Raw genomic sequence first — 492 nt, forward strand, 5'->3', positions numbered from 1 at the left:
TCTGGCTGATGGTCGTGCTGTTGCAAAGCGTGTTGATGCTGCAAAAGCTAAGGCTGAAAAGTTTGAGAAGGCTGGCACGTTGGTTGGTGCTGTTTCTTCTGCTGTTGCTGGTGGTGTTGTTCAGGTTTCTGAGTCATTCACGAAAAGCCGTTTTGATGATGGTGCGAAGTCTCGTGAAAATGAAATTCATTTATTGAAGAATCAAAATGAGAAGTTGAAAGCGAGTAATTCATCACTAAAAACAAAAATTCACAAAAGTAATGAATCACGAAAATCACTATTGAACGAATTGAAAAGCGAACGCGAAAAAAGTTTTGATAAGGGCAAGCCGTTCAGAGATTTACAGAAGAAGAATGAACAGCTTGAAACTTATCTTGGTTTAGTTTTTGATTCTTTGGATTCGCATGKAATTAATCCTGTTCCGTTCATTAAGACTGTCTACACGTTGGATGATTTAATGCGTGATTGCGATAGGATTGCGAAGTAGTTGCT

The 492-nt window shown here is 38.9% G+C and carries 1 protein-coding gene; it reads left to right on the forward strand.

Annotated features, from left to right (window positions below; all coding sequences use genetic code 11):
* Positions 1 to 487 (forward strand): hypothetical protein (locus KP705_RS17120; RefSeq protein ID WP_215765137.1); only part of this gene is annotated, 487 nt, incomplete at its 5' end.
* Positions 488 to 492 lie beyond the last annotated feature (5 nt).

It is taken from the genome of Gluconobacter sp. P1D12_c (assembly GCF_018812105.1).
GTDB classification, from domain to species: Bacteria; Pseudomonadota; Alphaproteobacteria; order Acetobacterales; family Acetobacteraceae; genus Gluconobacter; species Gluconobacter oxydans_A.